Annotated in this window: 28 protein-coding genes; 22 read left to right on the forward strand and 6 right to left on the reverse strand. The window is 39.1% G+C overall.

Annotated elements, in window-relative coordinates; translation table 11 throughout:
* The first annotated feature begins 36 nt into the window (after nucleotides 1-36).
* The 10 genes from cheY to H5159_RS07430 are packed head-to-tail and all read left to right on the forward strand — an operon-like array spanning nucleotide 37 to nucleotide 8,905.
* Entirely contained in the window at nucleotides 37-420 is a 384-nt protein-coding gene (gene cheY / locus H5159_RS07385; RefSeq protein WP_008132609.1) for a chemotaxis response regulator CheY, read from the forward strand.
* 17 nt (nucleotides 421-437) lie between these two features.
* On the forward strand, nucleotides 438-1,211 hold the full coding sequence (locus H5159_RS07390) for a protein phosphatase CheZ (RefSeq protein ID WP_165742705.1): 774 nt from the start codon (nucleotides 438-440) through the stop codon (nucleotides 1,209-1,211).
* Nucleotides 1,212-1,226: 15 nt separating this feature from the next.
* Nucleotides 1,227-3,446 carry a chemotaxis protein CheA gene (locus H5159_RS07395; RefSeq protein ID WP_182716006.1) on the forward strand — a complete coding sequence of 740 codons (2,220 nt, stop codon included), beginning with the start codon at nucleotides 1,227-1,229 and terminating at the stop codon, nucleotides 3,444-3,446.
* A 58-nt stretch (nucleotides 3,447-3,504) separates the two neighbouring features.
* Nucleotides 3,505-4,668 (forward strand): chemotaxis response regulator protein-glutamate methylesterase, encoded by a 1,164-nt coding sequence (locus H5159_RS07400; protein WP_165723525.1) that lies wholly within the window; start codon nucleotides 3,505-3,507, stop codon nucleotides 4,666-4,668.
* Nucleotides 4,661-5,425 (forward strand): flagellar motor protein, encoded by a 765-nt coding sequence (locus tag H5159_RS07405; protein WP_024595391.1) that lies wholly within the window; start codon nucleotides 4,661-4,663, stop codon nucleotides 5,423-5,425. Before H5159_RS07400 ends, H5159_RS07405 begins: the two co-directional genes overlap by 8 nt.
* A gap of 1 nt (nucleotide 5,426) precedes the next feature.
* Nucleotides 5,427-6,386: a flagellar motor protein MotB gene (locus tag H5159_RS07410; RefSeq protein WP_182721174.1), complete on the forward strand. Its 960-nt coding sequence runs from the start codon at nucleotides 5,427-5,429 to the stop codon at nucleotides 6,384-6,386.
* A 12-nt stretch (nucleotides 6,387-6,398) separates the two neighbouring features.
* Nucleotides 6,399-7,169, forward strand: a complete 771-nt coding sequence (locus tag H5159_RS07415; RefSeq protein ID WP_002959298.1) for a ParA family protein — start codon at nucleotides 6,399-6,401, stop codon at nucleotides 7,167-7,169.
* Between the two features lie 3 nt (nucleotides 7,170-7,172).
* A complete protein-coding gene (locus H5159_RS07420; protein ID WP_024595393.1) occupies nucleotides 7,173-7,964 on the forward strand; it encodes a chemotaxis protein CheW in 792 nt (263 codons plus the stop codon).
* Nucleotides 7,965-7,988: 24 nt separating this feature from the next.
* On the forward strand, nucleotides 7,989-8,486 hold the full coding sequence (locus tag H5159_RS07425; RefSeq protein WP_002959294.1) for a chemotaxis protein CheW: 498 nt from the start codon (nucleotides 7,989-7,991) through the stop codon (nucleotides 8,484-8,486).
* 17 nt (nucleotides 8,487-8,503) lie between these two features.
* Entirely contained in the window at nucleotides 8,504-8,905 is a 402-nt protein-coding gene (locus H5159_RS07430; RefSeq protein WP_024595394.1) for a DUF2802 domain-containing protein, read from the forward strand.
* Between the two features lie 29 nt (nucleotides 8,906-8,934).
* On the opposite strand, the gene H5159_RS07435 is transcribed toward H5159_RS07430, so the two are convergent.
* On the reverse strand, nucleotides 8,935-9,243 hold the full coding sequence (locus H5159_RS07435; protein ID WP_138488715.1) for an EscU/YscU/HrcU family type III secretion system export apparatus switch protein: 309 nt from the start codon (nucleotides 9,241-9,243) through the stop codon (nucleotides 8,935-8,937).
* Between the two features lie 2 nt (nucleotides 9,244-9,245).
* Nucleotides 9,246-11,699 carry a flagellar hook-length control protein FliK gene (locus H5159_RS07440; protein ID WP_182780090.1) on the reverse strand — a complete coding sequence of 818 codons (2,454 nt, stop codon included), beginning with the start codon at nucleotides 11,697-11,699 and terminating at the stop codon, nucleotides 9,246-9,248.
* A gap of 103 nt (nucleotides 11,700-11,802) precedes the next feature.
* Here H5159_RS07440 and ccmA point away from each other — a divergent pair, with 103 nt between their 5' ends.
* The 10 genes from ccmA to H5159_RS07490 are packed head-to-tail and all read left to right on the forward strand — an operon-like array spanning nucleotide 11,803 to nucleotide 19,523.
* Entirely contained in the window at nucleotides 11,803-12,423 is a 621-nt protein-coding gene (gene ccmA / locus H5159_RS07445) for a cytochrome c biogenesis heme-transporting ATPase CcmA (protein ID WP_152609331.1), read from the forward strand.
* Entirely contained in the window at nucleotides 12,423-13,109 is a 687-nt protein-coding gene (gene ccmB, locus H5159_RS07450) for a heme exporter protein CcmB (RefSeq protein WP_002959286.1), read from the forward strand. Before ccmA ends, ccmB begins: the two co-directional genes overlap by 1 nt.
* Nucleotides 13,109-13,846 carry a heme ABC transporter permease gene (locus H5159_RS07455; protein WP_002959285.1) on the forward strand — a complete coding sequence of 246 codons (738 nt, stop codon included), beginning with the start codon at nucleotides 13,109-13,111 and terminating at the stop codon, nucleotides 13,844-13,846. The genes ccmB and H5159_RS07455 overlap by 1 nt, the downstream gene beginning before the upstream one ends.
* 2 nt (nucleotides 13,847-13,848) lie before the next feature.
* Nucleotides 13,849-14,052, forward strand: coding sequence for a heme exporter protein CcmD (gene ccmD / locus H5159_RS07460; RefSeq protein WP_002959284.1), 204 nt, complete (start codon nucleotides 13,849-13,851; stop codon nucleotides 14,050-14,052).
* The gene (gene ccmE / locus H5159_RS07465) at nucleotides 14,049-14,528 is read left to right on the forward strand and encodes a cytochrome c maturation protein CcmE (RefSeq protein ID WP_002959283.1); all 480 of its coding nucleotides are present in this window, start codon (nucleotides 14,049-14,051) and stop codon (nucleotides 14,526-14,528) included. Before ccmD ends, ccmE begins: the two co-directional genes overlap by 4 nt.
* Nucleotides 14,529-14,530: 2 nt before the next feature.
* Entirely contained in the window at nucleotides 14,531-16,501 is a 1,971-nt protein-coding gene (locus H5159_RS07470; protein WP_002959282.1) for a heme lyase CcmF/NrfE family subunit, read from the forward strand.
* Nucleotides 16,498-17,067: a redoxin family protein gene (locus H5159_RS07475; protein WP_024595354.1), complete on the forward strand. Its 570-nt coding sequence runs from the start codon at nucleotides 16,498-16,500 to the stop codon at nucleotides 17,065-17,067. The genes H5159_RS07470 and H5159_RS07475 overlap by 4 nt, the downstream gene beginning before the upstream one ends.
* On the forward strand, nucleotides 17,067-17,528 hold the full coding sequence (locus tag H5159_RS07480) for a cytochrome c-type biogenesis protein (RefSeq protein ID WP_002959280.1): 462 nt from the start codon (nucleotides 17,067-17,069) through the stop codon (nucleotides 17,526-17,528). The genes H5159_RS07475 and H5159_RS07480 overlap by 1 nt, the downstream gene beginning before the upstream one ends.
* Nucleotides 17,529-18,782, forward strand: a complete 1,254-nt coding sequence (gene ccmI / locus H5159_RS07485) for a c-type cytochrome biogenesis protein CcmI (protein ID WP_024595353.1) — start codon at nucleotides 17,529-17,531, stop codon at nucleotides 18,780-18,782.
* Between the two features lie 9 nt (nucleotides 18,783-18,791).
* Complete coding sequence (locus tag H5159_RS07490; RefSeq protein ID WP_182780091.1) at nucleotides 18,792-19,523, forward strand: VacJ family lipoprotein; 732 nt, start codon at nucleotides 18,792-18,794, stop codon at nucleotides 19,521-19,523.
* A gap of 145 nt (nucleotides 19,524-19,668) precedes the next feature.
* Here H5159_RS07490 and H5159_RS07495 read toward each other — a convergent pair whose 3' ends face one another.
* Nucleotides 19,669-20,895 carry an EAL and HDOD domain-containing protein gene (locus tag H5159_RS07495; RefSeq protein WP_182780092.1) on the reverse strand — a complete coding sequence of 409 codons (1,227 nt, stop codon included), beginning with the start codon at nucleotides 20,893-20,895 and terminating at the stop codon, nucleotides 19,669-19,671.
* A gap of 331 nt (nucleotides 20,896-21,226) precedes the next feature.
* Here H5159_RS07495 and putP point away from each other — a divergent pair, with 331 nt between their 5' ends.
* On the forward strand, nucleotides 21,227-22,705 hold the full coding sequence (gene putP, locus H5159_RS07500; protein WP_149602304.1) for a sodium/proline symporter PutP: 1,479 nt from the start codon (nucleotides 21,227-21,229) through the stop codon (nucleotides 22,703-22,705).
* A 272-nt stretch (nucleotides 22,706-22,977) separates the two neighbouring features.
* Here the strand turns inward: putP and H5159_RS07505 are convergent, their stop codons facing one another.
* Nucleotides 22,978-23,295, reverse strand: coding sequence for a YebG family protein (locus H5159_RS07505; protein ID WP_004335683.1), 318 nt, complete (start codon nucleotides 23,293-23,295; stop codon nucleotides 22,978-22,980).
* 314 nt (nucleotides 23,296-23,609) lie between these two features.
* Here H5159_RS07505 and H5159_RS07510 point away from each other — a divergent pair, with 314 nt between their 5' ends.
* The gene (locus H5159_RS07510; protein ID WP_165723515.1) at nucleotides 23,610-23,906 is read left to right on the forward strand and encodes a helix-hairpin-helix domain-containing protein; all 297 of its coding nucleotides are present in this window, start codon (nucleotides 23,610-23,612) and stop codon (nucleotides 23,904-23,906) included.
* A 24-nt stretch (nucleotides 23,907-23,930) separates the two neighbouring features.
* Here the strand turns inward: H5159_RS07510 and H5159_RS07515 are convergent, their stop codons facing one another.
* Nucleotides 23,931-24,233, reverse strand: coding sequence for a DUF6170 family protein (locus H5159_RS07515; protein ID WP_024595348.1), 303 nt, complete (start codon nucleotides 24,231-24,233; stop codon nucleotides 23,931-23,933).
* A gap of 1 nt (nucleotide 24,234) precedes the next feature.
* Complete coding sequence (dsbB, locus tag H5159_RS07520; protein WP_024595347.1) at nucleotides 24,235-24,753, reverse strand: disulfide bond formation protein DsbB; 519 nt, start codon at nucleotides 24,751-24,753, stop codon at nucleotides 24,235-24,237.
* Nucleotides 24,754-24,953 lie beyond the last annotated feature (200 nt).

The following is a 24,953-nucleotide window of genomic DNA, read 5'->3' on the forward strand; positions in this document are numbered from 1 at the left end:
AAGTAAACAAAGGTTAATACCTCACTGGGGGATGTTTTGGATAAAAACATGAAAATTCTTGTAGTTGATGATTTTTCAACAATGAGACGCATTATAAAAAACCTGTTACGTGACTTAGGTTTCACTAACGTTCAAGAAGCTGATGATGGGTCTACAGCTTTGCCTATGTTGCAAAATCAAGTGTTTGATTTTGTAGTTACGGATTGGAATATGCCTGGAATGCAGGGTATTGATCTTTTAAGAGCAATACGTGCAGACGATAAGTTAAAACATATCCCTGTATTAATGGTAACGGCAGAGGCTAAAAAAGAACAAATAATAGCTGCAGCGCAAGCTGGTGTTAATGGTTATATTGTTAAGCCATTTACGGCTGGAACATTAAAAACTAAATTAGAAAAAGTATTTGAACGCTTAGGCTAATGATGGGGGAGAGGCTTATGCCAGCACCAGCTGCGCCTCAAATAACGTTAGAACAAGCTCGTCAGCTCGTTGTTTTTTTAGAAAATGATGAGCAAGACAAAGCAAATCAGTTGATTTTAGAGGCTGCATCTAAAGAGCAGTCTGAATTATTTGCTGAAGTTGGAAAGTTGACTCGTCAACTGCACGAAGCCCTTAAAAGTTTTGAGCTTGATACTCGCTTAACTGATATAACGACAGATGCGATTCCAGATGCTAAAAAGCGGCTTAATTATGTTATAGAAATGACAGAAAATGCGGCTAATAAAACAATGGATGCAGTGGAGGCCAGTTTACCTATAGCCCAACAGTTAGCGGACGAAATATCTCATATTAAACCGACATGGGATCGTTTAATGAGCCGCGAGATTGAGCTTGGTGAGTTTAAGCAACTTTGCCATAGCATCGATAAGTTTATGAACAACTCTCATCATAAGACTGATGAGCTTCAAAACTTAATGACAAATGTATTAATGGCTCAAGACTATCAAGACTTAACAGGTCAAGTTATTCGCCGTGTTATCGAACTTGTTAGGGAAGTAGAAGAAAGTTTACTGCATCTTTTAACTGCGTTTGCTGAACAAGACGACAGTAACAGCACCGCGAATAAAGTAGAACAACAAAAAATAAAAGAACCAGTTGCCACACAAACTTTAGCAGGTCCTGAAGGCCCTATTATTGATAAAGAATCGCGTAATGATGTTGTATCTGATCAAGATGAAGTTGATGATCTTTTATCAAGTTTGGGCTTCTAAGAGGAGAGTAACTGCATGTTTGAAGTCGATGAAGATATTTTACAAGACTTTCTTGTAGAGGCTGGAGAAATCCTAGAGCTTTTATCTGAACAGTTAGTTGAGCTGGAAAATAATCCAGAAGATACCGAGTTACTAAACGCTATATTTAGAGGTTTTCACACTGTAAAAGGTGGTGCAGGCTTTTTAGCTATGACAGAACTTGTTGATGCTTGTCACGGTGCTGAAAACGTATTTGATTTACTACGTCAAGGCGTGCGAACAGTCAACTCAGAGTTAATGGATGTTATTTTACAAGCACTAGACACCATTAATGAGATGTTTGCGACTATCCAAAACAGAGACAAGCCTGAACCTGCAGATCCTGAATTACTTCATACTCTTCATATCTTAGGTCTACCTCCAACAGAAGCCGAAGCCACTGAAGCCTCTTCACAAACAGAGGTTGAACAACCTCATAATGAAGTGGTGGATACACCGGTAGCTGATGATGAAGATCCGTTTGCATTTGATGAACTATTTAGCGGAGCGCCTTCGGTTAGCGATGCTGAAATAGATGAAATCACTGAAGACGAATTTGAAAGCTTACTTGATGAGCTGCACGGTAAAGGACAAGGTCCTGCAGTTGAAAAACCAGTAGCAAGTAGTAGTGATTTTAGTGGTGATATTACTGATGATGAATTTGACAGCTTATTAGACGAGTTACATGGTGTTGGCAGTTTTGGTGAAGTTACGAGCAAACCTGAACAAAATGATGCCAATAAAACACCTGTAGAATCTGCTATACCAGCTGTAAATACAGTTAATTCATCAGATGATGAAATTAGTGATGACGAATTTGAAGCGCTTCTTGATGAACTTCATGGTAAAGGCACTGCTCCTAAATCGATAGAAAGTGCGCCAGCTGCAAAACAACCTGAACCTGTTTCACCGCCAGCTAAACAAGTGAGTGAACCAGTAAAAAAAGCTGAGCCAGCTAAAGCTCCTACTCCAAAACCAGTTGAAAAAGCGCCAGAGAAGCCAGTAGCTAAAGTACCACCAGCAGCAGCTCCAAAAAAATCAGCGCCACCAGCAGCAGAGACCACTGTTCGCGTAGATACAAAACGACTCGATCAAATTATGAATATGGTTGGTGAGTTAGTTCTTGTACGAAATCGTTTGGTTAGTTTAGCGACTAACTCAGACAGTGAAGCGATGGGTAAAGCAATCTCTAACTTAGATGTAGTGACTGCGGATATTCAAGGTGCGGTTATGCAAACACGAATGCAACCAATTAAGAAGGTATTTGGTCGCTTCCCTCGCGTTGTACGCGACTTAGCACGTAGCTTAAATAAAGATATTGATTTAAAACTTATTGGTGAAGAAACCGATCTAGATAAAAACTTAGTTGAAGCACTTGCCGACCCGCTTGTGCATTTAGTTAGAAACTCAGTTGACCATGGTATTGAAATGCCCGCTGTTCGTGAAGCAGCTGGTAAGCCTAGAACAGGTAATGTTACTTTATCAGCGTCTCAAGAGGGCGACCATATTTTGCTAACCATCAAAGATGATGGTGCAGGTATGGATGCTGAAAAACTGAAAAAAATTGCAATTAGTAAAGGCGTACTCGATCATGACCAAGCGAGTCGACTTTCTGACACCGAAGCATATAACCTGATTTTTGCACCTGGCTTTTCTACAAAAGAAGAAATATCTGATATTTCAGGCCGTGGTGTAGGAATGGACGTAGTTAAAACTAAGATCACGCAACTTAATGGCTCAGTAAGCATTCAGTCTGAACTTGGTGTTGGTACTATTTTAGAAATAAAAGTACCACTTACCTTGGCTATATTACCGACATTAATGGTCGTTGTTGGCGCACAAACATTTGCGTTACCACTGGCTGGTGTTAGTGAGATATTCAATTTAGATTTAACGAAGACGAATGTAGTTGATGGGCAATTAACAATTATTGTGCGTAAAAAGGCGATACCGTTATTTTACCTTGAGCATTGGTTAGTAAAAGGCTCAGATCGTTCTCAGCGAAAATCTAAAGGTCACGTCGTTATTGTACAAATTGGTACGCAACAAATTGGTTTTGTTGTTGACTCATTAATTGGCCAAGAAGAAGTAGTGATTAAGCCGCTTGATGCGTTACTTCAAGGAACGCCAGGTATGGCAGGCGCTACAATAACTTCAGATGGCGGCATTGCACTGATTTTAGACGTTCCAAACATGTTAAAACATTACGCAGGCTAATAATAAAGTAGGTATATATTTAATATATACCTACGCATAAATTTAATAAGAGAGCTAAATGGCCGTTAAAGTTTTAGTTGTTGATGATTCAAGCTTTTTTCGCCGTAGAGTAAGCGAAATCCTTGAGCAAGATAGCGATATACAAGTTATAGGCTTTGCTGTTAATGGCAGAGAGGCTGTTGAGAAAGCAGCTCAATTGCGTCCTGACATGATCACCATGGATGTCGAAATGCCTGTGCTTGATGGTATTAGCGCAGTTAAAGAGATAATGGCGAGTAACCCAACTCCTATCTTAATGTTTTCATCACTTACACGTGATGGTGCAACAGCAACGTTTGATGCGTTAGATGCTGGCGCAATGGATTTTTTACCGAAAAAATTTGAAGATATTGCACGCAATAATGAAGATGCAATTAAGCTTTTGCAAAGTAAAGTAAAAGATATAGGACGAAGACGTTTACCGCGAACATTTAGAGCGGCAACACCAGCTAAACCAGTCATTTCAACGAAACCAACAAGTTCACTTTCGCAAAGCACAAGCACATCAACAACTCAAATCAAGCAGCCTGATAGAAGCTTTCAAAGAGCTGCGCCTGCTGCATCGACAAGTTCAAATGTTGCCTCAATGCGAGCAAGTGGAAAACAATATCAACTTTTAGCTATTGGTACTTCTACAGGTGGTCCTGTTGCTCTGCAAACTATATTGACTCAATTGCCTGCTAATTTTCCTCACCCTATTTTACTTATTCAGCACATGCCCGCTGCATTTACACCCGCGTTTGCAGCGCGCTTAAACGGTTTGTGCCAAATAAAAGTGAAAGAAGCACAACAGGGCGATCGCTTACAACCAGGAACTGCTTATTTAGCGCCTGGCGGACAGCAGATGATGGTAGAGGGGCGTGGAGCAAATAGAACGCTGCGCGTATTTGAAGATCATAGCGAGAGAATAAGTTATAAACCAAGCGTAGATGTAACGTTTGCTAGTGCAGCTAAAACGTACCAAGGTGATGTACTTGCTATTGTTTTAACAGGTATGGGCGCTGATGGTCGTGATGGTGCAAGAATGTTAAAACAAACGGGGGCAACTATTTGGGCACAGGATGAGAAAAGCTGTGTCGTTTATGGAATGCCCCAAGCAATTGCTAATGCGGGGCTTTCAAGTGAAAGCTTAGCATTGAGCGATGTTGCAGCACGTATAATGAGAGAGGTAGGTTGTGGATAAACTCTCAATATTTGGACTATTGGTAGCACTTGGTGCAATAGGTTTAGGCTATTCTTTAGAAGGCGGTGTTGTTTCAGCTTTATTTAATGGCCCTGCGCTTATTATTGTACTTGGTGGCACGCTTGGCGCTGTTATGTTGCAAACCTCTGCTAGCACATTCAAAAAAATGCTAAATATGAGCTCGTGGGTTTTTGTTGCACCACAATACGATATTGAAGACGCAATAGAGCAAGTTAAACGATGGTCTCATAAAGCACGTCAAGAAGGTTACTTAGCGCTTGAGAATGAAGCTTTAGCTCACCCAGATGCGTATGCAGCAAAAGGTTTAAGCTTACTTGTCGATGGCTGCTCAGAGCAAAAACTACGAGACACGCTTGAAATTGATTTACTGCTAGAACGCGATCGTTTGCTTGAAGCCGCGCGTGTTTATGAAGCAATGGGGGGTTACAGCCCTACCATTGGTATTTTAGGTGCGGTGCTTGGCTTAATACAGGCAATGTCGTTTATTACCGATCCACAAATGCTTGGCGCCGGCGTTGCAACGGCATTTATTGCGACCATTTATGGTGTTGGTTTAGCTAATTTATTGTTTTTACCTATGGCAAATAAGTTAAAACAGCGTGTAGAGCAAAAAATGCTTTACCATGAAATGCTTGCTGAAGGCGTTATTGCAATAAGCATAGGTGAAAGCCCAGTAAATATAGAATTAAAGCTTGAAGCCTATCGTGTAGAGCGCCCTAATTTAGTGGACGAATAACATGTTACGCCGACGACTTCGTCACTCTGCTGCTAAAAGTCAACATACCGAACGTTGGCTTGTATCGTATGCCGATTACATGACTATTATGTTTGCTTTTTTTGTGGTTCTGTATGCGATAGCGATTAATAAAGAAGAACAATTCCAAATATTGTCAGATTCCCTTGAACAGGTTTTTGATAAGTCAGCTCGCCAATACTCCCAGCAAGGTGAAGGTGTCAACGGTAATGGAATATTGACAGATAGAGTGACACCTGAACAAGAAGTTCTTTATGGCGAAAGTATATTAAAAGAAGAGCAAGGTCCTGAGCTACTCGACGGCCAAAGTGATACAAGCAATATCCAGCAAAAGTATTTAGGCAAACCTCTTGATAGTTTATTAATTAAATTACAGTCAGCGCTTATTGATGAAATCCGTGATGGAGAAGCCAGTTTAGAGCTTAACCAAGATTGGCTGATTATAGAGCTAAGCTCAGGTATGTTATTTTCAAGCGGTAGTTCAGTTGCACACTCTCGAGCAAAGCAGGTCGTCAAGATTGTTAAAGATATTATTGCACCAGTAGATAACTATGTAAGAGTACGAGGTTATACTGATGATGAAAGTATTCGTAATGAGATATTTCGTTCGAACTGGGAACTGTCGGTAGCTAGAGCCACGTCAATTTTAGTAGAGCTGGAAGCATTAGGCATTAATTCAGCTAGAATGGCGATAGAAGGTTATGGCCAATATTCACCTTTTGCAAGTAACGATACAGAACAAGGGCGCGCAGAAAATCGTAAAGTTGTTATCGCACTTTCTAAGTATGGATTACCGCCAAAACAAGAGGTTAAAAGTGACGGGCAAGCTGATGAGCCTGCAGTGATTGAACCTGAAATTGAACTTCCTTCAGATGACGATACAATAAAAGTAATTCGTTTGCCTCATGGCGGTATTCGCATAACAACGCGCAATGAACAGTAATTAGGATGTAATGTGAAGATTTGGACTGTCGCTAATCAAAAAGGAGGGGTTGGTAAAACAACAACCGCAGTGAGCCTTGCCGGTATTTTGGCATTACAAGGTAAACGTGTATTGCTTATAGATACAGACCCTCATGCGTCACTCACTTATTACTTTGGCATTGACTCAGAGGATTTAGAAGTCAGTGTGTACGATATTTTTGCCCGTGGTACAAGTATGCAAAGTGAAGAGATACTCCAAGCTTTGTGTCCATCAACACTTCAAAACTTGGATATTTTACCTGCGACTATGGCAATAGCTACGCTTGATCGAAGTATGGGTAATAAAACAGGGATGGGGTTAATACTAAAAAAAGCGCTTGCAAAAATTAGCGAACATTACGATTATGCCATTTTAGATTGCCCTCCAGTTTTAGGGGTGTTAATGGTCAATGCGCTTGCAGCAAGTGAGCGAATTTTAGTGCCAGTGCAAACGGAGTTTTTAGCACTCAAAGGGCTTGATAGAATGATGCGTACTATGGATTTGATGCAATCCTCTCAAGCAAAAGATTATCAATATACTATAATTCCTACCATGTACGACAAACGTACTAAAGCATCGTTAGAAGCATACAAAACATTGCAAAGTACATATGGTGATAAAGTTTGGCCAGGTGTGATACCGGTGGATACCAAATTTAGAGATGCAAGCTTTGCACAAAAAGTACCTGTAGAGTATTGTCCTCGCTCGCGCGGTGTATACGCATATAAAGCACTGCTAGAATATTTAATTGAACAAGGTTAATGAATGAGTAAGCAATTGTTTGCTAATGAAAAAGTAATGAAACAATACCTTGGGGCTTTGTTATGTGAAGATGAGCCTGTAGATAACCTTGAGCCAGTTGCAAAATTACTTGAGCAAATCCCAGATGATTCACAACAGCATATTCATTCAAAACCTAAAGAACAATTAAAAGCAGCAGAGAGTACATTTGATAATGACTTGCTCAATGTTGAAATTGAGCCAATAGCTGAGCCAGCGTTTGAAACTGAAAAAGTTAATGAAGTGGTTGACGAGGAAGTAATAGCACCTGCAATTACTACTATAGAAAAGCCAGAGCTGGAGATTGTAACTACTAGCCAATCAGACTATTTTGATGGTGAATTTCAGGCATTGTTTTTTGAAGTTGCTGGCTTGACCTTGGCTGTGCCATTAAAAGCACTTGGTGGAATACATCAATTAGGTGAAGTAAATCATTTGTTTGGTAAGCCGAAATGGTTTAAAGGCGTTATGCTCAACAGAGAAGAAAAGCTTAATGTTGTTGATACTGCGCGTTGGGTTATGCCAGAAAAATATGATGATAAATTAGAGGCATCTTTAGATTATCAATATTTGATTACACTAGGTGATAGCCAGTGGGGTTTATTAGCTGAAAAGTTGATAAATAACATTACATTGAGTAAAGAAGATGTAAAATGGCGTACAAATAAAAGCAAGCGCCCATGGCTTGCTGGCGTTATAAAAGAAAAAATGTGTGCTTTGATAGACGTAGATAATTTAAATATATTATTAGAGAAAGGCTTAGATAGCCGTCAGTAGTAATGACCATTACGGGGTAATAGCATGAATCAAGATAAATTACTGTCAGCAAATAAAAACGCAGATAATAACGATGAAATTTTACAGTGGGTTACGTTTAAGCTAGAGGAAGAAACTTACGGCGTAAATGTAATGCAAGTACAAGAAATACTTCGTTATACAGAGATAGCTCCTGTACCAGGTGCACCTTCATATGTGATTGGTATTATTAACTTACGCGGCAACGTTGTTACCGTTATTGATACTCGTGCACGTTTTGGTTTGCTAGCTGCTGATGCAACTGACAACTCTCGCATCTTAATTATTGAAGCAGAAGAGCAAGTTATTGGTATTTTAGCCGACAGCGTATCGGAAGTGGTTTACTTGCGCAGCTCTGAAATCGACAGTGCGCCAAATGTTGGTACTGAAGAAAGCGCTAAGTTTATTCAAGGTGTTTGTAACCGCGATAATGAATTACTGATTTTGGTTGATTTAAATAAGTTACTCAGTGATGACGAATGGGATGAGTTAAGCGATATATAAGCTTTACCAAATAAATTATGGTGTTACTTAGTATAGCTATATCAGCGTTAGCGGTAGGACTTATATCGCTGGCGTTAATTATTGCATTAAAAAATAAACACGCGAATGAAATTAATGCTGTATCGCAGCAGCTTAAAGATAGCTCTGAGCAGACTCATATTTTGCGCAGTGAAATTTCGGAGATTAGAACCGGGCTCTTAAGTATTGGTAAGCGAGTGCTTGAAGTTGAACAACAAAACCAAGATTTAATGCAACAGCAAGCGGCGCAAAAATACGATGACCCTGATGCTAAAATTTACTCTCGTGCTGTAAAAATGGTTGAGTTAGGTGCAGACCTTGATGAAGTAATACGCGAGTGCGAACTACCACGAGCAGAAGCCGAATTACTATTTTCATTACATAAACAAAAAGGTGCTTAGCGCCTTTTTTTATGTGCGGATAAATTGGCTCAAGCCTTAATATTTAACTTACCTTGAAAATCCTGCCAACCTGGCGGAAATTGACCTCTTAATACATACGAAAACGCAATAAGCTCTGCAATAACATAATAAAGCTCTTTAGGAATTTCTTCTCCTAACTCTAAATGCGACAACGTTTTAGCAAGTGCTGCATCTTCGTGGATCATAATTCCTTTTAGTTTAGCCGCTGCTATTATTTCATCAGCTAATTCACCAAACCCCTTAACACTTACAGTGGGTGTGTTACCAGCTTCGTACAAAAGCCCAATGGCTGATTTATTAATCGGTGTTTCACTCATAGCTAAACCTTAATATTAATAATTGCGTGAGATTTATAGAATGCCTGATTGTTGGCATCGCCTCGCCTTAAATTGAGTTCGCCAACTTGTAAGCCATGTTTAGCTAGTTTTGATCTTAAATTATCTAAGTGAGGGTGAGCAATTGCACTTACTTCTTGGCTCGAGGCTAATAGCTGGCAATCGAGTGCTTTATCCATTAACTCTGCAGTAATTTGTAGCTGCCCAAGTTGGGCATAATCAAAGTTTAATCTGACAAACCATACATTTTTATCTTCTAATTTAACGGCGCTTGGCTTTTTATACTGTCCAAGTGTTATTTCTGTTTGGGCTGCTTCTGGAGGTAATCTCATCGGTAATAAAAATTGTGCAAGCGGGTTTGTGTCTGGCTGTTGATTTGGTGTTGAGACACTCACTTGGGTAAGTGTGTTTTTAACGTGTACGATTTCGCTGGCCAAAGCTTGTACTTGAGCTTGTTGAAGCTGTTCAAGCATTTTTGCTCCCGTGTTACCCATTTTAAAAGTAGGTATAAGTACTTGTAAGAGAGCATCTAAGCCAGTTTGATTATTAAAACTGATAGGCGTTACTGATTGGCTAATCAGAGGCGCAGCTAAAATACTCACAGCCACCTGCTCAAGCCCTTTAGTGAAACTACTTTGCAGCATATCACCCGCTAGTTGAGTGGGCTGTAAAGTAGCAAGTATCTCACGCTGTATGGTTGCAGGGTTTATGTTATTACTTGAAACCATACGGTTAAATGCTTGATTAATTAAGCGAGTTAAATCAGGGGTGTCTTTTGTTGCCTTATTTGTAATATCAGTAATTTGACTGCTTAAAAGTTGTTTATTGTAAGCCAACCTATCTGTAGGGGTTGTGGCATCAGGAAGCTTTAATAATGTACTTAATAGTTTTGCTTCTATTGGTTGTAGCATTTGACTACGAGAGGGCGCATTAGATAACGGCTCAGTTAACAAGGTAATGCTTTTAGTGTTCACTGTGCTTGTGTTGTTTTGATTGTTATCGTTTATTGCAAGCTGTGCTGAGGAGGTGGTAAGTCCCTTAGTGACTACTTCATTGGTAGGGTTAAGCAAGGTGTTCGATTTACTGTTTTCACTAGTAATAAGGGAGCTTAATTGGCTTGTTTTTAAATCACTTGGCTTAGCGCTCGCCACTTCACCTGGAGTAGAATTATTTGTTATTGGCGTGTACGTTGCTGCTGTGTTTGCAGATGTTTGCCAAACACTAACACTTCCTTTTACTAGTTGCGTTAATTGTACAATCGGCGGGAGCCTTGAAAAGTGCTCTGGCAAAATATTGCTCGTATTGTTATTTAACGCAGTACTCACACTTTGAGTAATGTTAACTCTAATTAGCGGTGATTCACTCAGTTGTATAGCTAAAGACGTTTTTTGTTGCGCGGGCGAAGTTGATAGCTGCGTTAACTCAGATTTACTTATTGTAGCAAAAGGCTTATTTTCAAAATATTTAACCGCATCATTAATTCGCGTTTTTAAATCACTAAAACTATTTTGTAGCCACGATTTTATTGGACTATTTAGGGTCAATAATGGATTTACTTTAATATTACTCGCAGAAACGGCTACTTCAGGTGCATTGCTTTTTTGCGCTAAAAGTAACTCGTTAAATGGTTTTGAGAATGAGTTGTTAAGCGTTACTTTTATATTGTTTGTATCGGTTTTAATAAATAATTTATCTGCCTGGTTCACTAAATTTACTTTAATAGGTGTATTAGGTAGCTCGGCAAGTTGTTGATTAGTAATAGGTGTTGTAAATGAACCTGACTTTTGAGGATGAGTTAAAATAGCCAGTTTTGGTGTTACTTGAAGCTGCGCACTGGGTAATAAGGCCGCGAGTAAATTAGTAAGTTTAGTTTGGCTAAGTGGTTGCGAGTGAACCGTATCAGCAAAGCGGTTAATAATATTAATCTGTGCGCCTTTATTAGTCGTACTAACAACTACTTTTAAAGGCTGTTCAGTTGTAAGTAACTGGGCCACGTCTTTATTTATGGCAATACTTGCGTTGAGTTTATCAATAACTAACTTGGGAGAAGGGGATACAGCAACTTGTACATCCATTGGTTGGCTTTGTAGCTCAGTGCCCGTGCTTACATAATTTAACAAGCGCTGCAATTGTACTGGCTGATTTAAAGTAAGGGTTGTACTGTTTGGCGAGATGTTGAGCTGCTTACCATCAGGGCTGATCTGTATGTTAGCACTGACTATTTTTTGCAGGTTTTGTGGTGCGCTTGTAGTGCCAAGCCTTAATGTTTGCCAATGCTTATCAATAAATACATCAAGCGTAATCGAGTCTTTCGAAAATTGGATGTTTTTAGCCGCAAGTACCTCACTAGGTAACTGTGGTAACTCATTGGTCTGGCTGTGAGCAGATTGATTGATAACCAATGAGTTAGATAATGTTATTTGCGTTGGTGTATTCATTATTTTAAATCAAGTTTTTGTTAATCGATTATAAAGCAATATTCGTATTACCCTATCATTATGGTAGACTAACGCCTAATTTTTGGCAGAGAGAATCGTCATCTTGTTACACATTAAGTCCGTCACCTGCATCAAGCAAGATCGTTGTTTGTTTGCGGATCTTAATTTTAGCCTTAATAGCGGTCAAATCATGCAATTAGCGGGTCCTAATGGGGCTGGTAAAACATCGCTACTGCGTATTATTGCTGGCTTTTCTGTGCCTGATGAAGGGTCTGTTCTGTTCCAAGATCAACCTATATCTAAGTACTATGAAGAGTATGCCAGAGAGCTGCTTTTTATAGGGCATAAAACAGGTGTAAGTACTCAGCTTAGTGCAGTTGAAAATGTTCGCCACTGGTTACAAATTAATGGCTACATAAATGAGCCTGATTTATATCCTATTTTAGCGCAACTTGGCCTTGTTGGACTTGAAGATGTACCCGTTAGAATGCTATCTGCTGGACAACAACGACGTGTAGCGCTTGTTAGGCTTTGGTTAAGTGATGCTAAATTATGGGTACTTGATGAGCCATTTACCGCGCTTGATAAAAGCGGTGTCGCCTTTTTACAGCAGCGATTTACTGAACACTTACAAAGCGGTGGTGCCATTTTATTAACGACCCACCAAGACTTAACGACCCACTTTAGTAACTTACAAACGGTTACACTGGAGTATCGCCACTAATGACTCGTCAACACTCTTATTGGTTGCTATTTAGTGCGGTATTTACCAAAGATGTAAAACTTGCGTTTCGCCAGCGCGCCGAAATTGTAAATCCTATTTTATTCTTCTTAATTGTAATTTCATTATTTCCGTTAGCAATAGGGCCTGAGCCCGGTCTACTTGCGAGAATGGCGCCAGGTATTATTTGGGTTGCCGCATTACTCTCTACCATGTTGGGTTTAGATAAGTTGTTTAGGGATGATTTTAACGATGGCTCGTTGGAGCAGTTAATTGCATCCTCTTATCCATTATCGCTAACCGTACTTGCTAAAGTGGCTGCTCATTGGGTGGTGACAGGTTTACCGCTTGTATTAATGACTCCGCTATTTGCATTGTTGTTAAACCTAGAAAGTACGGCGTTAACAGCAACCGTTTTAACATTATTATTAGGCACACCATTATTGAGCTTTATTGGCGCAATAGGCGCAGGGCTTACTGTGGGGTTACAAAAAGGGGGTATTTTGATGAGTTTACTCGTACTGCCTTTGTATATTCCTGTTTTGATTTTTGCAACGTCGGCTATCGATACCAGTACAATGTCACTGGATTATAGTGGGCAGCTTGCCATCCTTGGTGCAATGTTACTTATTGCTATTATAAGCGCACCAATTGCCATATCGTCAGCTTTAAAAGTGAGTGTAAGTTAATGTGGAAGTGGTTACATCCCTATGCTAAAGCAGAGCGTGCATACCAGTTATGCAATACGTTACTGCCATATTTTGCCGTAGTTACCGTAGTTAGTATGATTGTTGGATGGGTATGGGGGCTTGGTTTTGCACCTGCCGATTACCAACAAAAAGACAGCTACCGTATCATCTTTATTCATGTGCCTTCTGCCATTTTATCTATGGGGGCTTACTCATCAATGGCGATTGCCGCTATCGTTGCACTTGTATGGCAGCTACGAAATGCCGAGCTTGCTGTTATTGCTATTGCGCCTGTCGGTGCATGTATTACTGCTATAGCGCTTATTACTGGCGCTGCATGGGGTAAACCTATGTGGGGTGCTTGGTGGGTATGGGATGCGCGTTTAACGTCTGAACTTATTTTATTATTTTTATATCTTGGCGTGCTTTCGCTTTACCATGCATTTGAAGATAAGAAGTCAGCAGGGCGTGCGGCTTCTATTTTAGCAATTGTTGGCGTAATTAATTTACCTATTATTCATTACTCTGTTGAGTGGTGGAATACGTTACACCAAGGTGCAAGCATTACAAAGCTAGATACAAAAGCAATAGATCCAAGTATGTTTTGGCCTCTTATGGTTAATATTTTAGCCTTTGCTGCTTTTGTTGGAACAGTGACTTTAATTCGTCTTAAAAATGAAATTTTGCAACGAGAAAAGCACCGACCGTGGGTTCGCTCGTTGTTAAATAAGGGGTAATTATGCAGTTTGACTCTTTTTCTGATTTTATTGCAATGGGAGGTTATGGATTTTATGTCTGGCTTTCTTTTGGTACATGCGCACTTATTTTACTCGGTATTTTAGTGAACTCTTTGAGAGACACCAAACGTATTATGGCTTCAGTGGAGCAACAAATAATACGTGAAGCGCGAATTAAAAAAGCTAAGCAGGAACAAATCTCATGAATCCAAGACGTAAAAAGCGACTATTGGTAATTATTGCCGTACTGTTTGGTATTGGTGGGTCAATTGGTTTAGTGCTTTATGCACTGCAAGAAAATATTAATCTTTTTTATACGCCAAGCGAATTAATTGATGGCAAAGGCCCTAACAAAGAAAAACCACATATAGGTCAAAAGTTACGTATTGGCGGCATGGTTGTGCCAGGCACGGTTGAGCGTAATGAACAAAGCTTACAAGTAAGCTTTAAGCTAATAGATACAGGTCCATTAGTGACTGTGCGTTATCAAGGCATATTGCCAGACTTGTTTCGTGAGGGGCAAGGCATTGTAGCGCAGGGCGTATTAGTCGAGCCTAATGTTATTGAAGCATTTGAAGTGCTAGCAAAGCATGACGAAGAATATATGCCAGCAGAAGTTGCAGAGGCAGTTAAAGGTATTAAGCACGAAAAACCAAAATACAACTTAGATAGTGGTAATTAGCTATGATCCCAGAAATTGGTTATTTTTCTTTAACGCTTGCCATGGTGCTAAGCGTTTTACTGTGTATTTTTCCTCTTTGGGGCGCGCATACTGGTAATCTTCGGTTAATGCGTGCGGCTCCATCTTTAGCAATAGGCCAGTTTGCTTTTGTACTAATCTCTTTTGCTGCACTTATTTATGCAAGTTTAACAGACGACTTTACCGTATCTTACGTAGCGTATCATTCAAGTAGTACGCTGCCTTGGTACTATAAAATCACCTCTACGTGGGGCGGTCATGAAGGTGCTATTTTATTATGGTTAGTAATGCAAGCGGGTTGGACTGCTGCTGTAGCAGCGCGTTCTAAATCATTACCTTGGGTATTACGTGCTCGCGTACTGGGTGTACTTGGCTTTTTAGGTGTAGGTTTTATGATGTACACCTTACTGCTTTCAAGCCCGTTTGAGCGCCTACTTCCTTATTTTCCGGTAGAAGGGCGTGACTTGAATCCGCTGCTTCAAGATCCAGGTATGATTATTCATCCACCATTACTGTACATGGGTTATGTGGGGCTGTCGGTTGCTTTCTCTTTTGCTATAGCTGCATTGTTAACAGGTAAACTTGATAACACATGGGCTAAATGGTCACGCCCGTGGACGATGACTGCGTGGGGTTTCTTAGGTTTAGGCCTTACTATTGGTAGCTGGTGGGCGTATTCAGAACTAGGCTGGGGCGGCTGGTGGTTTTGGGATCCAGTAGAAAACGCAGCGCTTATGCCTTGGCTTGTTGCAACCGCATTACTGCATTCATTAAGTGTGACAGAAAAGCGCGGCATATTTAAATCATGGACCGTATTACTCGCAATTGCAGCATTCTCTTTAAGTTTGCTAGGTACGTTTATTGTACGCTCGGGTATTATTGTATCGGTACATGCGTTTGCTACAGACCCCGATAGAGGCTTATTTATACTCGCCTTTTTAGGCATCGTTGTCGGTGGTGGCTTGGCGTTATATGCAATGCGTGTGTCACAAGTTCACAGTGAAGGACGATACAAGCTGGTATCGCGCGAAGTGGCCTTATGGCTCAATAATATATTTTTAGTTGTTGCTACATTAATTGTTATGTTAGGTACATTGTTGCCAATGGTTCATAAAGAAATGGGCTTAGGTAGCATTTCTATTGGCGAACCGTTTTTTAATAAGATGTTTGCAATAATTTTAGTACCGTTTGCTATTTTGATGGGGATCGGACCACTTTTACGTTGGAAGCAAAACAAGTGGGCTTTTTTGCAAAACAAAATATTAATGGGCGTATTAGCAAGTGTTGTGATTACCTGCGCTTGGTTATTCTCAAGTTACGATTTAGTAAAACCACTTACGTTATTAGCGACAACACTGGCGGTTTGGATTGCAATATCAACAGGGATTGATATTTACACCAAAGCAGCTGTGCACGGGAGCTTAAAAGAAGGCTTAAAACGCTTTACTGTAAGTTACTGGGCTATGGTACTTGGGCATATTGGTATTGCATTTATTATTGCGGGCGTAACACTTACCTCGGCTTATTCAGTAGAGCGTGATGTATCGATGAAACCGGGTGAAATAGCACAGCTTAATGAGTATGAATATCGCTTTGATGGCGTTAAAACTATTCGTGGGCCAAACTACAGCGGTCATGCGGGCGTTGTATCTGTGCTTAAAAATAATGAGCTAGTAACACGTTTACACGCCGAAAAACGTAAATATGACATTGGTATGCAGTTTATGACTGAGGCGGCAATAGATGCCGGTTTTAAACGTGATTTATATTTAGCATTAGGTGAGCAATTAAGTGGTGATGCATGGTCACTTCGCATTTATCATAAACCATTTGTACGCTGGATATGGATTGGTGGCGTGCTTATGTCATTTGCAGGTTTCATGATTTTGTTTGATAAACGTTACCGTACATCAGCTAAAACAGCCCGTAAAGATGTACCGGAGAGTGTTTTATGAACCGTAAAATTTTAGCTATTGCGCCGCTTTTAGTGTTTGCTTTTGTGTGTGTATTTTTATACCAAGGTCTTTTTGCCAACCCTCGTGAAATTCAAACAGGGCGGATAGGTCAAGAAATGCCAGCGTTTAATTTACCTGATTTAATGCAAGACAATAAGCAGTGGACCAACGAGTCGTTAAAAGGTGAAGTTTACTTATTAAATGTATGGGGTACGTGGTGCCCAACATGTTTAGTCGAACTTGGTTATTTAACTAAGTTACGTGAGCAAGGCGTTAAAATTATTGGACTATATTACGTACAAGGTTACGACTCTGATTTTGATGGCCCGTTTGATATGCAATCACTTCGCAGCGAAGTCACTGATATGCTGCAACGTGCAGGTGACCCTTACCAATTTAATATTTTAGATTTACACCGTACTTTGTCGTTGGATTTAGGCGTGTCGGGTGCGCCAGAAACTTTTTTAGTCGATAAAAACGGCACTATTTTGTTACATCACACCGGTGATATAAATCCGCGAGTATGGCGAGCTAAATTTGCGCCAATTATGCAGGAGCTTAAATAATGAAGTGGTTACTACTTACGCTTAGCCTTTTTGTAAGCATGGGTGCGTTTGCACAGCAAGATCGCTATCAATTTGATAACAACAAACAAGCAATATTGTTTGAAGAGTTAACCAAAGAGCTACGTTGCCCTAAGTGTCAAAATCAAAACATTGCGGACTCCGACGCTGTTGTTGCTAAAGACTTGCGCGATAAAGTACTCGTATTGGTTAAAGAAGGTAAAAGTAAAGACGAAGTGATTGATTATATGATTGACCGCTTTGGCTATTTTGTTCATTACGACCCACCTGTTACACCAGCGACTTTAGTGCTGTGGGTACTACCTGTGTTAATTGTAATTGTTGGCTTTGGTTTTATTGTTATTCGCCAACGAAAAGCATCAGTAAAACAAACATGGAGCAGCGACGATGAAATGCTGCTAGCGAAGCTAATTGAACAAAATAAACGTCAGGAGCAAAGCTAAATGATTTTAATGTGGGCGTGTTTTGCCTTACTCACACTGGTTGCTCTTAGCTTTGTTATGATACCTTTTTTAAAAAAAGAGCGTGTTCAAACGATTACTCATAACGCCAATGCTGAATTAATTAGTATTTATGAGCAGCGTTTAGTCGATTTGCAAACTGATTTAGATAATCAACGCATTGATAGCGTAAATCACGCAGAATCAATTGTTGAATTAAAACGTCGCTTATTGAACGAGCTATCACCAGAGAAATCACTTAACAGCAAAGGTAATAATCGTATTTTTGCTTTAACAGGCGGTGCATTTGTTCTTGCGCTTACAGGGATTTTTTATAGTTTTACAGGCAGTCAGCAGCAAATTTCGGCTTGGCATGACGCAATGGATAATTTAGCTGATTATGGCGAGCGTGCTGTAATGCAAAAAGGTGAGCCGCTTAGTCAAAATGAGCTGCAGGCTTTTGCATTGGCGCTTCGTACTAAACTTAGCCGCTCTGGCGATGATGAAGTTGCTTGGATGCTACTTGGTCGAGTGGCTATGTCGCTTAATGAATTTGACATGGCGCAGCAGTCATTTGATAAAGCACTACGTATGAACCCTGATAATATGCAGGTTCTTATTAGTTACAGTCAGGTTTTATTACTTGAAGGTAGCGAAGCTAATATGACTCGCGCGGCAGGTATGCTTTCAAAAGTGCTAAACGTTGAGCCTACTAATTTAGATGCTATTTCGTTACTAGCCCTGATAGCGTATGAACGTAAAGATTGGCCGCAAGCTAAAACTGCATTTGAAGTTTTATTGGCGAGCATGGAAAAAAATGATTCACGTTATAACATGATCTCCGAACGTATTGCTGATATTGAGCAACAAATGCAAAGTGAAGGCTCAGTTATGCCAGTTACTACTACAACGGGTGCTATTGCAGTTACAGTCGACATTGCAAAAGAGCTTATTGATAAACAGCCAAAAGACGGTATTTTGTTTATATTTGCAAAAGCTGCAACTGGCTCACCTATGCCATTAGCTGCTGTTAAGCTGACTAAATATTCATTTCCAATTACAGTTGAGTTGAGTGATAGTAGTGCAATGGTTGCAGGGCTTAACTTATCTAGTGCAGAAAATATTATTATTTCGGCGCGTATTTCTATCGATGACTCTGTTATGCCAAGCTCTGGTGAGCTAGAAGGTCATTCACAGGCGTTAAAGCGTGAAAGTGTAAGTGACTACCAACTTCAAATTGATACATTAATACCTTAAGGACGTTAGATGTTAAAACACAGTTTTACTTTTTTATGTTTATTGATACTAGCCGGCTGTGCTCAAGTACCTCAAAGCAAAGTAGATGACAGAGATCCGCTGCAAAGTATTAATCGTCCATTATATGACTTTAATATGGATGTACTGGATGCTTATTTATTGCGCCCAGTTGCTGTAGGTTATGTTGAAGTAACGCCTATACCGGTAAGAAACGGTATTGTTAATTTTACAGGTAATATCACCGCACCTGTAGATATGATCAATGCGGGTTTGCAAGGTAAACCGGGTAATGCAAGTGTGAGCTTAGCACGCTTTTTAGTTAACTCTACTGTCGGTCTGTTTGGTATCTTTGATGTTGCAAGCTCACTAGGTCTTGAAATAGTCGATGAAGACTTTGGACAAACGTTGGGTGTATGGGGCGTAGGTGATGGCGCCTATTTAATGCTACCAGGTATGGGGCCAACAACAGCACGTAACCTGACCGGTGATGTAGTCGATAACTTTGTATTACCTGAAGTTGCGCTAACGACTCCACAAACTATTTTAGTATTTGTTTTAAAAGCAGTTGAGGCGCGTGCAGCTTTAATACCACAAGAAGGGCTATTAAATGATTCACTTGATCCGTACTTATTTGTAAAAGATATTTACTTCCAGCGTCAAATTTATGAGCTGTACGATGGCAACCCACCTATAAAAGAAGAGCCAGCTGATTTTGATGAAGACTTTTTAGAAAGTTTATAATTGAAGCCAATGATAAAAACGCCAGCTAAATGCTGGCGTTTTTATTGACTGTTTATATAATCTGAACTTTGGCTAGAGAAAAATAAACTTAGATATCATTATAATTCAATAAATTAGTAAATATCTTAACCAGAGTTCGGGTTACTTATTTTTCGTTAACTACTAACTGCATTTGCTCATTAACCCAAGTCAGTGCTTCATGATAGGCATCAGGAACTTTTTCACCTAGGTTTAGCTCTTTCGTTAATTCGTTTGCGGCTGACCAGTTAGCTTGTTCATAATACTTAACTAAGTTTAAATATTTTGCCAGCAAGCCTTCATCGTTTAATAAGGCTGCTTTTATGTCATTCGAAAGTGGAAGCTTTTTCATAACGCTTTCCATACTCTCATCTAAAATAGCATCCATAAGAGACATCATACCGGTTAAAAATGCCATGCCGGTATCTTTAAATTGTCCATGGGATATAGCGAGTAACTCACCAAAACGAGCGCGCGTAAGCGATAGCCTAATTAGCTCTATAGGTTTATCTGCTGATACTTGCGCTGCAAATAATAATGATAATAGTTTTTTAATTTCGTTAGCGCCAAGCACTATAAGGGCTTGCTTAATGGTACTTATTTCAGCACGCCTTGCAAAGGCAGCAGAATTTGAATACCTAAGTAATTTGTAAGATAGGTTTACATCACGCTCAAACACATCAGTGATTTTTTTAAGATCCATATCAACGCTTGATGTTTCGTAAAGTAATTCAGCTAATGCCATTTCTGAAGGCGGTAGAGCCTTACTTTGTACCATTTCCGGTTTGGAGAAGAAAAATCCTTGGAAATAATCAAAACCAAGCTCTAGAGCTTGTTGGTAAATTTCATAGGTTTCTACTTTTTCGGCAAGTAACTTAATATGCGAGTGCAGTTTTAAATCATTAAGAACCGTTTTTATTGTATCTATATCAGATGCTAAAAAGTCTATTTTAATAATATCAATAAATTGATAAAAGTGGCGCCAAACAGGCTGATGAATATAGTCATCAAGAGCAATAGTGTAACCTTTATCTTTTAGATCTTTCACTATGGCTAATAATCGCTTCCCAGGTTGCACAGTTTCAAGGATTTCTACAACTACAGTATCTTTGCCCAGTAGTGTTGGGTAGCCCTTTGATAGCGTTTCTAGGGTGAAATTTATATAGGCGGGTTTATTGTCGGTTAAATCTTCTAAGCCGAAATTAAACTGACTACCTTCAATTAGTCGTGTAGTTGCCTCGTCACCGTCTATATCGGGAAATACGTTATCAACGCCATCGCGAAATAAAAGTTCATACCCGATGAGCTTTTTATCTCTGTCTAAAATAGGTTGGCGTGCAGCGTAAAAATACATAAACAGTTCCGTAAGAGTAATCTAATTAGTTATTGTAATAATATATGGCAAAAGACTCAAAATAGCATTACGTATATTTGCTAGATTAATAAATTATCATTAAAAATTAAGGTCTTTCTAGTATTTAATTTATTATATTTCACCAATTCGCTTTAAAATTATTCAACATGAGTATTTTTGTATCAGGTGAGGGCAACAAGTTGGAGATTTTATTATCAAGCATGATATAGTCAGCGAGAATGGTTTTTACCCCAATAGTGTCTTAACTATAAAATTTTAAGAGTCATTATTTGGATTAAAGCCTATTATTAATAATTATGCGGAGGCTAATTTGGAAACAGGAATGATTATTTCACTAGCATTATATTTTATTGTAATGTTAGGTATCGGACTATATGCATATAAGCAATCTACTGACGATGTATCTGGTTACATGTTAGGTGGACGAAATCTATCTCCAAGTGTAGCTGCACTGTCTGCAGGTGCATCTGATATGAGTGGCTGGATTTTAATGGGCCTACCTGGTGCGATGTTTGTTACTGGTTTTAGTAGTACATGGATAGCAATTGGCTTGGTGATTGGTGCTTGGTTAAACTATCTGTTAGTTGCACCGAGATTACGTGTTTACACTGAAAAAGCAAATGACTCTATAACCATCCCAGACTACTTTTCAAATCGCTTCAATGATAAATCCAACCTATTACGTGTTGTATCAGCTGTGGTAATTATTGTTTTCTTTACTCTTTATACTTCATCTGGTGTTGTCGCTGGTGGTAAATTGTTTGAAAGCTCATTTGGTTTAACTTATGAAATGGGTTTATACATTACAACGGGCGTAGTTGTTTTATATACCTTGTTTGGTGGTTTTTTAGCTGTAAGCTTAACTGACTTTGTGCAAGGTTGTATTATGTTCATTGCACTTATTCTAGTACCAACGGTTGCATACTCTTTGCTTGAACAACCTTTAGAATCAACTTTACATAGCGTAAATCCAGATATGCTTAACTGGATTGGTGCAGGTTCTGCATTAGGTATTATTTCTGCAATGGCTTGGGGTTTAGGTTATTTTGGCCAACCACATATCATTGTTCGTTTTATGTCGGTACGTAGTGTTAAAGATATGCCTAAAGCACGCCGTATTGGTATGACATGGATGATTGTTGCTGCCATTGGTGCTGTTGGTACTGGTATATTTGGTGCAGCTTATACTTATGAGAACAACATTGTAGTTGAAGACCCTGAAACAATTTTCTTAATTCTTTCTGAGTTGCTGTTCCACCCACTTATTGCTGGCTTTTTACTTGCTGCAATTTTGGCTGCGATTATGAGTACTATCTCATCTCAATTATTGGTTAGTTCAAGTTCATTAACAGAAGATTTCTATAAAACATTCTTACGTAAAGATGCCAGTGATAAAGAGCTAGTTGCTGTTGGCCGTATAAGTGTTGCCGTAGTTGCTATGTTCGCTATTTATTTAGCTTACGACAGAGATAGCTCTATTTTAGACCTAGTAAGTAATGCGTGGGCTGGCTTTGGTGCTGCGTTTGGACCACTTGTATTGTTTAGCCTTTATTGGAAACGCATGAACTTTGCTGGTGCGTTAGCTGGTATGTTAGTAGGCGCATTTACTGTGCTAATTTGGATATATGGACCATTTACTATCAATGGTGAAAGCTTAAGTAGCTTTATGTACGAAATAGTACCGGGCTTTATTTTAGCGAGTATTGCAATTGTTGTTGTTAGCTTAGTAACAAAAGAGCCTGAGCAAAACATCACTGCTTTATTTGATGAAGTAGAAAAAGAGCTTTAATTAGCAATTACTACTTATTTTAAAGTGAGTAGTAATTAATACCAATCCGCAATAATACTTAATCATTTTGCGGGGCTAAACGTGTTGCTACCGGCGTTAAAAAATTCTCATTTAGTACAACTAAATATCGAATTTTTGCCTAGCTATCAACACGTTTTTCCACCCTAAAGAGATCATTTAATTAAGCGAATTAGTATAATAAAAAAGGGAGCAACTTAGTTGCTCCCTTTTTTATTTAGTTTGTCCCGTTCGAGGAGGGAACACTCTATGAATTAACTTACTTTTTTATCGTTGTTATCTTCAATTGATGCAACGTTATCTGACTTTTTACTTTTTGCTGGCGCTTTGGTAACAGCTGGATCTTTGCCACCTTTTAATATGGTCATAAAATCATCTTTGCTTTTCGCTATTTCTAAAGCAAGTGATTCAATTTGTTGCTCACTAAGCGGTACGTCTACCTTTTCTAGCATCAGCTCAAGTGATTCTGCTATATCGAGCATCTTGTCATAAGCATCCGCTTCTTTTTTGGTAGTAAACGTCATACGCTCGACTCCGTTTCGTTCTACAACATATTTAACAACAACAGCCATGATTTCTCCTGCAAAATTGCTTGGCACCGTGGTTTTTAAAAAACCATTAGATTACTGTTTTTATGTACAGTAATGGTTTGTAAGTAAATTTGCAAGCGCGAAGTATTAATTTTTAGGTGTCTTAAATTTGACAAAAAACGGTAACTTTACTTTAGTTAAGCAATCACTTTGTTGTACCAGCTGCATTTTCAGGATTTCGGATCATAGTGATAATGCGTTTAGGTACACTTTAAGTGATGAACTTTACAGTTCCTTATTTATTGATTTCCTGAGCAATACTCAAAATTAAGAAAAGAAGAATAAGGGCAAGTTTAATGAAAACGTTAAAAAATTTACTCATCATAAGTTTATTATGTTTACTACCCGCGACTACCGCGTATGCACAATTATCAGAAGTAACTAAGCAAATGCCTCAAGCTGAGACAATTAGTATAAATAATGCTGATGCAGAGATGCTTGCTAAGTTACCTGGTATAGGTAAGAAAAAAGCGCAGGCAATTGTGGATTATCGTGAAGAAAATGGCGAATTTAAAAGCGTTAGTGATTTATCGCAAGTTAAAGGGATTGGCAAAAAACTTTTAGCTAAATTAGAGGGGAAACTTTCACTTTAATATTTCTAAAAAGTAATCAGGGTGCTAGGCGCCCTGATTAAATTGTTTTAGCGCATCGCTTAAGTGCTTTTTAGCAAAGTTAATTTCAATAGGTGTAGTTAATAGTGGATAGCACAATCCGCCAAGTATCAAAAATGGTATTAATATCCAACCTTTAAATACAGTGAATATTAAAAATAGTGGGCTAAGTAATAGCAACTTTATAATACGCAATAGAACTTTATCAGTTGGCGATAGCTGACTTAATGCAAGCGCAATTACGTCTTGACGCTGGCGTACTTTTAAATGCTTAAGCTGGTCTAATTGGCTTGAAAAAAATGTAAACATATCAAATCGACTTTTTAATTGATAAACGGGCAATAATTATAATAAATAGCGTTAGTGAGAAAATCCCAAATATCACTTCCATCCAAGCAGGCATGCTCATGCCAACAAACTGCCAATCTATATTTCCACAATCCCCGGTAGCTTGAAAAAAGCTAGGTATCCATTCATGTAGTGGCATAAATGATGGGAAATTTGGTTCAAACTCGCAGCTAAATGCAAAAGGGTCTGTGGTGGTCTGCATATCAATATGTTCGCGAGCAATTAAGTATCCCCAAACACTCGATATTCCCCAAATAACATACGCTATCATACGCACAGTTTTACTTTGTGGTTTACTTGAGCCTACAATCCCTGCGCCTAATAACCCCAATACTGCAGTGCGTTGATATATACACATTATGCAAGGCGCTAACCCCATTTTGTATTGAAAGAAAAGAGCGGTAACTTCAAGTAAAAAAACGATAGCTGTAAATAAAAGCCACGGGGTTCGTTGGGTAGGTAATTGTGCAAGCCAGTTCATAAAAATTCCGCGTTTTAATAGGACGTTAGATTATGACGTAGGATAAAGTATGCAGCAACAAAAAGGAAAAAAAAGCTACCGAAGTCGCTTTTTATAAGATGAAATTAATGACTACTCAATTCAGCCTTAGCAAAGGTTAAATGACGTTCTATTATTTTCCCATCGATACATAAGCTCAGTTATATTGCTTACTTATACTA

Origin of the sequence: Pseudoalteromonas sp. SG43-1, assembly GCF_014164415.1 — a bacterium.
GTDB classification, from domain to species: Bacteria; Pseudomonadota; Gammaproteobacteria; order Enterobacterales; family Alteromonadaceae; genus Pseudoalteromonas; species Pseudoalteromonas distincta.

What these genes read in the sequence shown, in the direction of transcription:
- H5159_RS07390 (WP_165742705.1), top strand. Translation starts at nt 438, where the DNA reads ATGCCAGCACCAGCTGCGCCTCAAATAACGTTAGAACAAGCTCGTCAG.
- H5159_RS07395 (WP_182716006.1), top strand. Translation starts at nt 1,227, where the DNA reads ATGTTTGAAGTCGATGAAGATATTTTACAAGACTTTCTTGTAGAGGCT.
- H5159_RS07400 (WP_165723525.1), top strand. Translation starts at nt 3,505, where the DNA reads ATGGCCGTTAAAGTTTTAGTTGTTGATGATTCAAGCTTTTTTCGCCGT.
- H5159_RS07410 (WP_182721174.1), top strand. Translation starts at nt 5,427, where the DNA reads ATGTTACGCCGACGACTTCGTCACTCTGCTGCTAAAAGTCAACATACC.
- H5159_RS07420 (WP_024595393.1), top strand. Translation starts at nt 7,173, where the DNA reads ATGAGTAAGCAATTGTTTGCTAATGAAAAAGTAATGAAACAATACCTT.
- H5159_RS07425 (WP_002959294.1), top strand. Translation starts at nt 7,989, where the DNA reads ATGAATCAAGATAAATTACTGTCAGCAAATAAAAACGCAGATAATAAC.
- H5159_RS07430 (WP_024595394.1), top strand. Translation starts at nt 8,504, where the DNA reads ATGGTGTTACTTAGTATAGCTATATCAGCGTTAGCGGTAGGACTTATA.
- H5159_RS07435 (WP_138488715.1), bottom strand. Translation starts at nt 9,243, where the DNA reads ATGAGTGAAACACCGATTAATAAATCAGCCATTGGGCTTTTGTACGAA.
- H5159_RS07440 (WP_182780090.1), bottom strand. Translation starts at nt 11,699, where the DNA reads ATGAATACACCAACGCAAATAACATTATCTAACTCATTGGTTATCAAT.
- ccmB (WP_002959286.1), top strand. Translation starts at nt 12,423, where the DNA reads ATGACTCGTCAACACTCTTATTGGTTGCTATTTAGTGCGGTATTTACC.
- H5159_RS07455 (WP_002959285.1), top strand. Translation starts at nt 13,109, where the DNA reads ATGTGGAAGTGGTTACATCCCTATGCTAAAGCAGAGCGTGCATACCAG.
- ccmD (WP_002959284.1), top strand. Translation starts at nt 13,849, where the DNA reads ATGCAGTTTGACTCTTTTTCTGATTTTATTGCAATGGGAGGTTATGGA.
- ccmE (WP_002959283.1), top strand. Translation starts at nt 14,049, where the DNA reads ATGAATCCAAGACGTAAAAAGCGACTATTGGTAATTATTGCCGTACTG.
- H5159_RS07470 (WP_002959282.1), top strand. Translation starts at nt 14,531, where the DNA reads ATGATCCCAGAAATTGGTTATTTTTCTTTAACGCTTGCCATGGTGCTA.
- H5159_RS07475 (WP_024595354.1), top strand. Translation starts at nt 16,498, where the DNA reads ATGAACCGTAAAATTTTAGCTATTGCGCCGCTTTTAGTGTTTGCTTTT.
- H5159_RS07480 (WP_002959280.1), top strand. Translation starts at nt 17,067, where the DNA reads ATGAAGTGGTTACTACTTACGCTTAGCCTTTTTGTAAGCATGGGTGCG.
- ccmI (WP_024595353.1), top strand. Translation starts at nt 17,529, where the DNA reads ATGATTTTAATGTGGGCGTGTTTTGCCTTACTCACACTGGTTGCTCTT.
- H5159_RS07490 (WP_182780091.1), top strand. Translation starts at nt 18,792, where the DNA reads ATGTTAAAACACAGTTTTACTTTTTTATGTTTATTGATACTAGCCGGC.
- H5159_RS07495 (WP_182780092.1), bottom strand. Translation starts at nt 20,895, where the DNA reads ATGTATTTTTACGCTGCACGCCAACCTATTTTAGACAGAGATAAAAAG.
- H5159_RS07505 (WP_004335683.1), bottom strand. Translation starts at nt 23,295, where the DNA reads ATGGCTGTTGTTGTTAAATATGTTGTAGAACGAAACGGAGTCGAGCGT.
- H5159_RS07510 (WP_165723515.1), top strand. Translation starts at nt 23,610, where the DNA reads ATGAAAACGTTAAAAAATTTACTCATCATAAGTTTATTATGTTTACTA.
- H5159_RS07515 (WP_024595348.1), bottom strand. Translation starts at nt 24,233, where the DNA reads ATGTTTACATTTTTTTCAAGCCAATTAGACCAGCTTAAGCATTTAAAA.
- dsbB (WP_024595347.1), bottom strand. Translation starts at nt 24,753, where the DNA reads ATGAACTGGCTTGCACAATTACCTACCCAACGAACCCCGTGGCTTTTA.